Here is a 10,948-nt window from a genome sequence, read left to right as displayed (position 1 = left end):
CAAAAAAAGGTGTGCGTATTTGTGAAAAAAAATCTCCATAAAATTTGTGAAGCAATGTGGTGGGACTAGTGCGATTCGAACGCACGACCTTCAGATTAGGAGTCCAACGCTCTATCCTGCTGAGCTATAGTCCCGTATTTCCTACCATTCATGTAAAGTTATAGCAAAAAATCCTTTCTTTTCTAGATTTCTTGCATAACCAATTTATGACGACAAAAAACATTTCTGTACTTCTTGAGTATAATGCTATTATATTTAATAACATGGTTTAAGTAAGATTAATGCTAGTTAACAATATTGGTTATTTCTATAACAATCAAAACGACTTTGCTTTAAGCAATATAAACATTAAAGTAAAGAAAGGAAATGTTGCATGTTTATTGGGGCATTCTGGCTGTGGCAAGTCAACAATTTTGAAATTAATTGCGGGGATAGAAAATCCAAAATCTGGAACTATTTTTATAAATGATAGGTTAGTTGCAAGTAATAAGGCATCAGTCGCTATAGAGCATAGAAATATCGGATTGATTTTTCAGCATTCTGCATTATTTCCTCATAAAACAGTAGTAGAAAATATAACCTTTGCTATCCGCAGCTCTTCCAAGAGAGAAAAGCACCTAATTGCATTGGAAATCTTGAAGTTACTCAATATAGAAAAATATGAAAATATGTACCCTAACGCCTTATCTGGAGGACAGCAACAATTAGTTGCAATAGCAAGAGTGATGGCACAAAACCCTGATGTTGTGTTGTTAGATGAACCATTTTCTAATTTAGATATACTGCTCAAGTGCCGAATAAGACAACATATATTGTCCCTTTTTAGAAGTAAAAATATCCCTGTGCTAATGGTAACTCATGACCCGCAAGAAGCATTGAAAGTTGCAGATTTTATCTACGTAATGAAAAATGGTAAAATTATTCAATCAGGAGTTTCTAGCGATATATACCATAAGCCTAAAGATGATACGCTAGCAAAGTTTTTTAGTGAGCTCTCTTCTACTCTACAGTTAAGCGAAAAGTTTCCACTTATTCGCTGCAAGAAAATAATCTAGTTTGGGATTGTTATAAAATAATTAAAAAACCTTGATTTATAATTAAATAAAGGTGATATAATCTATGTGTTACTTGACTTCAGTCAAGTTTTAATATTTAAAGGTCAATATTTTAAATGGAGGTGAAAATGAGTTTAGGACCATGGCAATTGTTTCTAGTCTTAATAATAATTTTAGTTCTGTTTGGTGCAGGCAGATTACCGCAAGTTATGGGTGATTTAGGAAAAGGCATCAAAAACCTTAAACAGGAGCTTAAGGACTCAGAAAAATTATCGTCTAATGAACCAGATCGTTAGCGTCCTCATACTTCGTGACATGCACCTTAGTGCATGTCATCTGTTTAAAAACTTAGTCAGGTTAAAGAATGAAAGAGATGAAGTGTTGGTATGAAATAAATAACAAATATTGAAATACAGCAACAACTATGTTAGCTTAAGAGGAATATTTTATTAAAGGATAATTGTGCAAAAAAGTGAGAAACTAACTAAAGATAAAAAACTAGCTTCTGATATTCTAAAAGAGGTTGCAGATACCAATAACAATGATAGCAATAAAGTAACTTTGTTTGACATTAAAACAGCTTTGCATGAGCGCGGTTTTGGTATTTTAATAATCATCTTCTCCTTACCGCTATCGGTGCCTATACCGGTTCCACCTGGTTATACAACTATTCTTTCTATACCTTTAATCTTATTCTCACTGCAGCTTCTATTTGGATTTGATTCTCCTTGGATGCCCAGTTGGCTAGAAAGAAGATCTTTTCAGCGTTCAACACTAGCTCTTGTGGTAGAGAAAACTTCCCCTGTATTAGAAAAAATAGAAAAATTCATGAAGCCAAGACTGTCTTTCATTTTCTATGGGCCTGGTGAGAAGATTCTGGCTTTTATGATGTTGCTTTGTGCAATAATAATAGCTCTTCCATTACCTTTTACTCACTTCCTTCCTGCAATTGGCACAACTCTTATTTCACTTAGCATTATGAGTAAAGACGGGTTTCTATCCATATTGGGAGTTTTAGTATCATTGTGCGCGTTGTTGCTTACTCTTGTTGTAATAGTCAAAGGACCACAACTTATAACCGGAGCACTTTCTCTTCTTAAAAGCTTTACAACACTTTAACAAAAGAACGAATTACTAGCGCAAAATGAATAATGCATATTGAAATAAAACAATAATTGTGTTAAGAATTATTTTTATCAAAGGTTTTTCGTGTCAAAAAATGATAAGTTGACTAAAAGTGATAAATTAGCTTCTGATATTCTAAAAGAAGTTGCAGATACCAATAACAATGATAGCGATAAAGTAACTTTGTTTGACATTAAAACAGCTTTGCATGAGCGTGGTTTTGGTATTTTAATAATCATCTTCTCCTTGCCGCTATCGGTGCCTATACCGGTTCCACCTGGTTATACAACTATTCTTTCTATACCTTTAATCTTATTCTCACTGCAGCTTCTATTTGGATTTGATTCTCCTTGGATGCCGCATTGGTTGGAAAGAAGGTCTTTTCAGCGTTCAACACTAGCTTTTGTGGTAGAGAAAACTTCTCCAGCATTAAAAAAAATAGAAAAGTTCATGAAACCAAGAATGTCTTTTATTTTCTATGGGCCCGGTGAAAAGATTTTAGCTTTTGTAATGTTGCTTTCTGCATTATCGATAGCTCTTCCATTGCCTCTTACTAACTTCATTCCTGCAATTGGTACGACTCTTATTTCGCTTGGCATTATGAGTAAAGATGGGTTTCTATCCATATTGGGAGTTTTAATATCATTGTGTGGGCTATTGCTTACTCTTGTTGTAGTAGTCAAAGGGCCACAACTTATCATTGGGGCATTTTCTTTTCTCAAAAGCTTCGTATATGGTTAGGCTTTACAACACCTTAACAAAAAAAAAGGAGCTTTTTACACCTATCGATAAAGATCATGTGAAAATGTATGTTTGCGGACCAACAGTATATGACACAGCACATATAGGCAATGCACGGTCTGTTGTTGTGTATGATGTGTTATTTCAGCTACTTAAGTTTTGTTATGGCAAAGTTACCTATGTGCGTAACATAACCGACATTGATGATAAGATAATTAATGCAGCAAGTGAAAAAAATAGCAACATAGAAAGTATCAGCACATATTACACCAAGGCTTTTCATGAAGATATGAGAAGCATAAATTGTGCAGAGCCAACACACGAGCCAAAAGCAACGAAAAACGTAGATTATATTATAAAATTAATTGAACATTTGCTGCAATCAGGCCACGCTTATGAATCTGACAAACATGTGTATTTTAATATAGAATCTTACCATGAATATGGTGCTTTATCAGGAAAAAAAACTGATGAATTGGTTCCAGGTAGCAGAGTTGAAGTTAATGAAAATAAAAAGCACCCGGGAGATTTTGTGCTGTGGAAGCCTGCAAATGATATTGACTACAAACTTTCAAGTTATTGGAATAGCCCATGGGGAGAGGGCAGACCTGGATGGCATATAGAATGCTCAGCAATGTCATATGCTTACCTTGGCAAAGATTTTGATATTCATGGTGGCGGCATAGATTTACAATTTCCTCACCATGAAAATGAAATTGCACAGAGTAAGTCTGCATTTGCTGGATCAATGTTTGCAAAATACTGGATACATAACGGTTTTCTTACAGTAAATGAAGAGAAAATGAGCAAGTCCTTATTTAATATAGTCAAAGTAAGAGATTTGCTAGATAGTGGAATAAAGGGTGAAGTAATACGCTATGCACTGCTCAAAACTCACTACAGAAAACCACTTGATTGGACAGAAAACGTTATTTCTGACGCACAGGAAACCTTAAATAAATTTTATCGGCTATCACGTGGTTTAGATACAATAAATATTGATGAAAGTAACGCAGAGATTTCTAAAGATTTTATAGACGCTTTAAAAAACGACTTAAACATTCCTGAAGCTCTAGCTATATTACATGAAATGGCTGCAAAAATTAACAAAATGAGTAATGAAAGTGAAAAGCTAAAATTAACTGAGAGTTTTGTTAAGAGTGCCAGATTTATTGGTCTTCTTGAGTCAAGTTATGAAAAGTGGTTTGCTGTGGATGTAAATCATCAAGAAATAGAAAGGTTGATAGACTTAAGAAAAATTGCAAAAAAAAATAAAAATTACGATACTGCAGACAAAATAAGGGATCAGTTGAAACAAATGGGGATTACAATTTCTGACAATGAAGATGGTACAACAACCTGGTAAACTCATATGGAAAATTACTTTCTGTTATTCACAGATAGTCTAGTATCATCATTAGTCTTACCCATACATCAAGGTTTTGTGTTCAATACCATGCTTTATTTCAGGTCGTATCACACTCCACTACTGATGTTATTTTTTGGAGTACTAGGATCAAGCCTTGGTGGAATAGTTAACTGGTATTTAGGTAGAATAACAATCTCTATACGAAAATCATACCGCAAACTAGAGAACGAGCATAAAACACCAAAAATCGTAAAAAATCTACTGATTTGTGCAGTTACATTACTTTCATGGGTGCCAGCACTTGGAAGTGTGATTCAAATTTTATCAGGTTATTTTAAGTTAAACCTTTATACCCTTGCCCCTTTAATCATTCTATCTAATTTCTTCTATTTGTTATATCTAATACTTACTTTTGGAGTATAACAGCTATAGTACTACAGCCATTAAAGCCCACTTCTGTCATCCTATGCCCTGATAGAAGCGGAGCTATAAATTAAATGCAAAATTTCAGTAGTCACAGGATGGATGCACCATGAGCTAAAAGCCATTCCACAAGATCCCTATGATCAAAATCAGTGGCATAATGTAATGCTGTCATTCCCCTATTATTCTTAGCATTAACATCTGCTTTGCGTTTTAGTAGCACTCTAGCCGTGTCAAAATTTTCCATAATAGCAGCAAAGTGTAGCGGAGTGTTGCCATTTTCATCTTTAGCGTTAACATCATCCCCTTCTTTAATGAAGTATTTTGTTAATTTTTCACTTCCAATTTTAGCAGCATGGTGCAGTGGAGTTTTATTGCATTCGTTCTTAACACTAACATTTGTGGTGTGTTTCAATAGTGTCTTAGCTAAAGCAACCATACACATCCCATCGTCAATAGAATTTGTATCACGAGCTGAAAGTAACTCCACAAGTTCTTGGTGATCAAAATCAGTGGCATAATGCAATGCTGTCATTCCCCTATTATTCTTAGTATCAACATCTGCATTGTGTTTTAGTAGCACTCTAGCCGTGTCAAAATTTCCCATAATAGCAGCAAAGTGTAGCGGAGTGTTGCCATTTTCATCTTTAGCGTTAACATCGGCACCTTTTTCAATGAGGCATTCTATCGTTTCTATACTTCCACTTCTAGCAACATAGTGCAGCGAAATTCTATTTTGTTCGTTCTTAACATTAACATCTACATTATGTTCTAATAGTACCTTAGCTACGGCAACCCTACCCATCTTAGTAGCAAGATGTAGCGAAGTATCGCCATCTTTATCCTTAGCATTAACATCTGCATTATGTTTTAATAGTACCTTAGCCACGTCAACCCTATACATCATAGTAGCCCAGTGTAACGCAGTGAAGCCACTTTCATCTTTAGCGTTAATGTCCGCCCCTTTGCCTATAAGGTATTCTACTATATCAACCCTTCCATCATAAACAGCCTGATGTAACGGAGTGATACCATATCTGCTCTTAGCATTGACATCTGCACCCTTATTGATAAAATATTGCACTATGTCCAATCCTCCACTCTCAACAGCTGAACACAATGGAGTGCTGTCAGATCCATCCCTAGCATTAACAACACAATTAAATTTATCTGGGTGTTTTTCTTCCATATGTGTTAATACGCACCTAACTGCCTCATAACTGCCACTTTCGGCAAGTGAATGCAACGGTGTATATTTCCATTTACCATAAATAGGATTAAAGTAAAATTCGTCAATTAACTCACCATACTTACTCACATATCCCCAAACAGATGCAACAATAGAATTATCTATTAATACATCATAACTGTTTATCAATTCTAGAGCTTTCCTTAAGACCTCTTCTTCTCGGCCTTTCTCTTGTAATTTTAATCTAGTCACCTTTTGCACTAGTCTGTAAATATTTACTACTCCTTTCCTTAATTTAATCATTGAATATCGATTAAGTAACTCAACAGCATTCCACAACGCTTCTTTATCATTAGCTACTTGCTGTGAAAAGATTTCTTCTATATAAATCTCATTAGGAGAAAAATAGGCCATTATCTCGAGAATGCTCAATGCTTCCGGCCTAAATTTTTTTTGCACTATAGCATCAATTGTAATTTTCCAAGTTATGAAAGTTGCCTTAGCATAACGATCACTTTTATATTCGGACTTAAAGTCAAGTAGCTTCTCTGCTATCTTTTCACACTTTTTCAGATAGCCACCAACTCTAATCCTTTTTCTACCCCTATGACTAAATACAATATTTTCTTCACTAATATATGTAACCGCTAGTTTTAAAGCCAATTGGGAATATTGTAGTTCCTGTGCTAGCTTTTTTATTTCCTTATTCTGTAAATTGTTTTCTATATTCAAAGCCCTTTTAACAAATTCTAAAGCTTCTATTTCATCAAATTCATCTGATTCTTCTATATCTCCTTCTTCTCTTGCTTTCGATTTTTTGTCACGAGGACCATAAGGTTTCTTATGGGGTCTTTGCTTGTTATTTTGCGCTGTTACAGCTGCATGTATTTCATTCAGTGTTTTACTATCCTTATGCTGTTGTTTTGCTATTTTATCAATTCCTTTATTCCCTTTCTTTACCCCTCGTTCTATCCCACATAGAGTGCTGGCCCATAGCTCCACTTTTTGGAAAAATTCTTTTCCTTCTTCTGGCGAAAGAAAACGTCCTTTTATATCTTTCACCCAGTCTGATATTTTCTCCAGAAGGTCATTGCAAAAGATTTCATTGTCACCAACATAGCCAAACTTTTTGGCCAATCTACCACTCATCTCACCTTTAAACAATTCTTTTAGCTGACTTTCATTGGGCAAATTAACCGCAAACACTAGTTCATTTAAAAAGTCTTCGACTTCTTTATCACTGACTTCTCTACCTACCTTACCCTTTATAAAATCCTTATTTTCCTGCAAGTATGAGATAATACTATTATCAAATTTATATCTTACACCATCACCTACATCCAGAAACTCATCTTGTGTGTCTATTCTTATAACTGAAATTTCCTTTTCTTTATTCTTTCCACTCGACATCATTCTCAGCTTTCTCACTTCATGTTGTGCTGAATCTGTGAAATCAAAATCAATATTCGTAACAATAGCAAAATACTTCATCTCACCCTTAAACTTTCCATTACTTTTGATCTTTAAATAAGCAATAAAGTATTTCAACAAATTAAACTCACCACTCTTTGTTAATAAGCTACCTACACTGATTTTTTCAGTTCCATCTTGTTTGTGTTTGACTTGCACAAACCTATGTATTGTTGTTTTATTTTGCTTACATTGGAGAACAACATCATCAAAGCCTGCAGCTGACTTCAATTCTGTAGCTAAGCGGAAAGGACATTTTTTATCCATCACACGCATGAGAAATAATATGAGCCACAACTCTTGATAGTCAATACCATGGCGAGAACATTTTGCCCCCTAAACAGGATGATCTTCAAGCATCCTCAACCTCACATAATTTTAAAAATAGTACCAACAAATGGTAAAAAAGTTATATGTCATGATATACAGATATCGTAGCGTAAATCTGAGAATATCTACGAGATGTGCTGTTATGTAAATAAAAAAATGTGACTAATTACTTAATCTTTCACTCAAAATTGAATTCACGACATCAGGGCTGGCTTTTCCCTTGGTAAGTTTCATAACTTCGCCGACAAAGAATCCGTATAACTTTGTTTTACCGCTTTTGTATTCTTGAACTTTATCTTGGTTGTTATTGATGATTTTGTCGATAACTTCTGATATTTGACCTCTATCGGTTATTTGTTTTAGGCCTTGCTCTTCTATAATTAAAGATGCAGGTTTGCCAGTTTCAAACATACTATCGAATACCTGCTTGCCAAGTTTAGCAGAGATTGTTCCATCAACGATAAAATCTAAGAGTTCGGACAAAGCATTTGCTTTGATTGGGGAGCTCACAATATCAATACCTGCTTTATTCAAACGACCAAAAAGCTCTACGGTTAACCAGGTAACGGCGAGCTTTGAATCATGTTTTTTTATCAATTCCTCAAAATAATCAGCAATTGCTTTATCGGAGGTAATGACGTTTGCATCGTATTCATTGATACCCAATTCCTCAATGTATCGCAGCTTTTTTTGATCTGGCAACTCGGGCAAAGATGATTGAATTAAATCAATTTTATCCTGGCTTACCTCAACAGGTAATAAATCAGGCTCAGGGAAGTATCTATAATCGCTTGCATCCTCTTTGCTTCTCATCACTTTTGTTTTTCCCGAAGCAACGTCAAACAATAAGGTATCTTGACTTATTTCTTCTCCACTTTCTAAAATTTCAATTTGTCTTTGTATTTCATAGTCTATAGCTTGCACAATATAACGTATCGAGTTCAGATTTTTTATTTCACAACGAGTGCCAAATGTACTACTGCCTTTTAGGCGGACAGAAACATTTGCATCACAACGAAGTGATCCCTTTTCCATATCACCATCACACGAACCAATGTAACGCAAAATCTGCCTCAATTTTTTCATGCATTCTGCAGCTTCCGCAGATGAACGGAGATCTGGTTCTGAAACAATTTCCATTAAAGCAACCCCTGCACGATTTAAATCTACATAAGTTTTGCTTTCCTCATGAACGCTCTTTCCTGCATCTTGCTCTAAATGAATTCTCGCAATTCTTATTTCCTTTTCATTGTCGTTGATAAATACTCTACCATTTTTAACTATTGGCTCAAAAAACTGGGTTATCTGGTAACCTTGCGGTAAATCAGGATAAAAATAATTTTTCCGATCAAAGTAAGAATACTTATTAATTTCTGCAGAAAGTGCAAGACCAGTGCGTATTGCTTGCTCTATGCAGTAATAATTTAGTATTGGCAGCGTACCTGGCATTGCCGCATCAACTAGAGAAACTTGAGTGTTATGCTCAGCACCAAATTCCGTTGATGAGCTAGAAAATAGCTTCGTATTAGAAGAAACTTGAGCATGCACCTCAAGCCCAATTACCGCTTCCCAATCCTCTTTCGTCATGTATTTTATTTAAATGATAATCTTAATATTCTGCAAAATTAGCACAAAAAGTCAAAACAAAACTCATGTTAGCTAAGTGGTATGCAGATTGTTTTACCCATAGAAACGGGTTAAATGCAAAAGATTACTTGACAAGCTTCGCCAGCCCTCTTATCATAAAATTGAAGCTATTTATTTATCTTATCTGTACAGATTAAATGACAAAAAAACTCACGTATCTGGCGTCTCATGTTTAATTTTTTGCACTATGTGCACCTTATGTCTTTATCAAACTTCTACCTACATAAGCTGAAACGCGCTTATAAAGCGTTTAAAACATAAAAAAACGCCAACTTAAAAAATGGATAGTGAATAACTAGCTACCCTAGGGTTTCTTTTGCCTTTTTTTCTGTTTAGTAAATTTCTTAACGTTTATAATTTAGATTAGTTGCGGTTTAAAAGCAACTGAATCGCGGTTATTAAGTGTTTAGAATAAAAAAACGCCATACTTGAAAGTATAATGTAAGTAATTAGCCAACCACGGGGCTTCTTTTGCCTTTTTTTTCGTTTGGTAAATTTCTTAATGTTTGTAGCTAAACGATAACCGTCATCCCGCTACTTGTTAGCGGCCGAGATACCGCGAATGAATTGCGGTATGACGTAGGATTGCTGTCATTCCAGTGCCAAGCACTGGGATCCAGCCTTTATTATTTGGTTGAAATTAAGTCTTCTGGATCCCAGTGTCAGCTACTTGGATGACACCATTCTTTTTCCTGGATTCCAGTGTCTGGGGACTGGAATGACATCCTCCCTTGTGGAGATTGCTCTCAAATCACAATGTTCGTACAGCTATGCAAACACAAAGGTGTCATTCCAGCGCGTGACGCTGGAATCCAGTTGAGCTATTTCAACAAAAATACTGCATTTTGAGATGAACGTCTATTCTCACCAGACTTATTTACAAGTATAACAATTAAAGTCTGGATTCCAGTGTCAAGCACTGGAATGACATCATAGGGGCACTGCCCTTTTGGATGGAAACCAGTGTCAGCTACTTAGATGATACCTTTTTTCTACTTAGTTTGGGTTATGCAAGAAGTCTATTGCATTCCTGAGCAATTTGATTCATTATTCTTTTTGTAAAAAATTTTCTTAACTTTCTCTCCACTTTTTTGGTAAGGTCACTTTAAAGGAAGTCTAATAGATGCTACATAGAAATCCAGATGAGTTTCTAAAGTCTATTCCAAAAGATAAACGCATAATGTGCCTTGACATGGGAGAAAAGCAAATAGGCATAGCATTTAGCGATAAAACACAGCTCATAGCCACAGCTCATAGCATATATCACAGAAAAAATATGAGCAAAGATTTAGGTTATCTGCATAGAATATTCAAAGAAAATGAATCTGGATCAATGGTAATAGGACTACCATTAAAAATGGACGAGCAAGAAACTAAATGGTGTAAAACTATAATCCAATTCGCAAATAAAATAATAAAAAAATATAAAGTAAATATATACTTACAAGACGAAAGCTTCTCAACATCTATCGCAACTCATACACTAAAAATTACTGGAATATCAATCACAAAATCGAAAAAAATAGATGATAAAATCTCCGCATGTATTATTTTGCAACGAACGTTAGACAAGATAAATACAATCAAATAGTTTTTCCA

The 10,948-nt window shown here is 35.0% G+C and carries 10 protein-coding genes and 1 tRNA gene; 8 read left to right on the top strand and 3 right to left on the bottom strand.

The genetic code is table 11. The annotated features are described in order from the left end of the window. Positions 1 to 57 precede the first annotated feature (57 nt). Positions 58 to 134 (bottom strand) — tRNA-Arg (locus L0Z58_RS00745). Positions 135 to 281: 147 nt separating this feature from the next. Here L0Z58_RS00745 and L0Z58_RS00740 point away from each other — a divergent pair. The 6 genes from L0Z58_RS00740 to L0Z58_RS00715 all read left to right on the top strand — a co-directional run bounded on the left by L0Z58_RS00740 (position 282) and on the right by L0Z58_RS00715 (position 4,713). Beyond that, on the top strand, positions 282 to 1,055 hold the full coding sequence (locus L0Z58_RS00740) for an ABC transporter ATP-binding protein (RefSeq protein WP_006280146.1): 774 nt from the start codon (positions 282 to 284) through the stop codon (positions 1,053 to 1,055). Between the two features lie 128 nt (positions 1,056 to 1,183). Then, complete coding sequence (gene tatA / locus L0Z58_RS00735; RefSeq protein WP_006013840.1) at positions 1,184 to 1,351, top strand: twin-arginine translocase TatA; 168 nt, start codon at positions 1,184 to 1,186, stop codon at positions 1,349 to 1,351. Between the two features lie 166 nt (positions 1,352 to 1,517). Beyond that, entirely contained in the window at positions 1,518 to 2,174 is a 657-nt protein-coding gene (locus L0Z58_RS00730; protein WP_010962397.1) for an exopolysaccharide biosynthesis protein, read from the top strand. A gap of 90 nt (positions 2,175 to 2,264) precedes the next feature. Next, positions 2,265 to 2,921 carry an exopolysaccharide biosynthesis protein gene (locus L0Z58_RS00725; protein WP_010962396.1) on the top strand — a complete coding sequence of 219 codons (657 nt, stop codon included), beginning with the start codon at positions 2,265 to 2,267 and terminating at the stop codon, positions 2,919 to 2,921. Next, the gene (gene cysS, locus L0Z58_RS00720; RefSeq protein ID WP_010082300.1) at positions 2,914 to 4,287 is read left to right on the top strand and encodes a cysteine--tRNA ligase; all 1,374 of its coding nucleotides are present in this window, start codon (positions 2,914 to 2,916) and stop codon (positions 4,285 to 4,287) included. Before L0Z58_RS00725 ends, cysS begins: the two co-directional genes overlap by 8 nt. 6 nt (positions 4,288 to 4,293) lie before the next feature. After that, complete coding sequence (locus tag L0Z58_RS00715) at positions 4,294 to 4,713, top strand: YqaA family protein (RefSeq protein WP_010962395.1); 420 nt, start codon at positions 4,294 to 4,296, stop codon at positions 4,711 to 4,713. A 91-nt stretch (positions 4,714 to 4,804) separates the two neighbouring features. Here the strand turns inward: L0Z58_RS00715 and L0Z58_RS00710 are convergent, their stop codons facing one another. Together L0Z58_RS00710 and gatB are read right to left on the bottom strand one after the other, a co-directional pair. Next, entirely contained in the window at positions 4,805 to 7,639 is a 2,835-nt protein-coding gene (locus L0Z58_RS00710; RefSeq protein WP_186799896.1) for an ankyrin repeat domain-containing protein, read from the bottom strand. Positions 7,640 to 7,864: 225 nt separating this feature from the next. Next, positions 7,865 to 9,289, bottom strand: coding sequence for an Asp-tRNA(Asn)/Glu-tRNA(Gln) amidotransferase subunit GatB (gatB, locus tag L0Z58_RS00705; protein WP_010962393.1), 1,425 nt, complete (start codon positions 9,287 to 9,289; stop codon positions 7,865 to 7,867). 694 nt (positions 9,290 to 9,983) lie between these two features. Here gatB and L0Z58_RS00700 point away from each other — a divergent pair. After that, positions 9,984 to 10,169, top strand: a complete 186-nt coding sequence (locus L0Z58_RS00700; protein ID WP_138264918.1) for a hypothetical protein — start codon at positions 9,984 to 9,986, stop codon at positions 10,167 to 10,169. A gap of 303 nt (positions 10,170 to 10,472) precedes the next feature. Then, complete coding sequence (gene ruvX / locus L0Z58_RS00695) at positions 10,473 to 10,940, top strand: Holliday junction resolvase RuvX (RefSeq protein ID WP_010082183.1); 468 nt, start codon at positions 10,473 to 10,475, stop codon at positions 10,938 to 10,940. The last annotated feature ends 8 nt before the right edge of the window (positions 10,941 to 10,948 follow it).

This window comes from Wolbachia endosymbiont of Aedes aegypti (assembly GCF_021496215.1).
GTDB lineage: Bacteria > Pseudomonadota > Alphaproteobacteria > Rickettsiales > Anaplasmataceae > Wolbachia > Wolbachia pipientis.
Note: the sequence above shows the minus strand (reverse complement) of the source record. Positions and strands in the feature narration are given on the sequence as shown.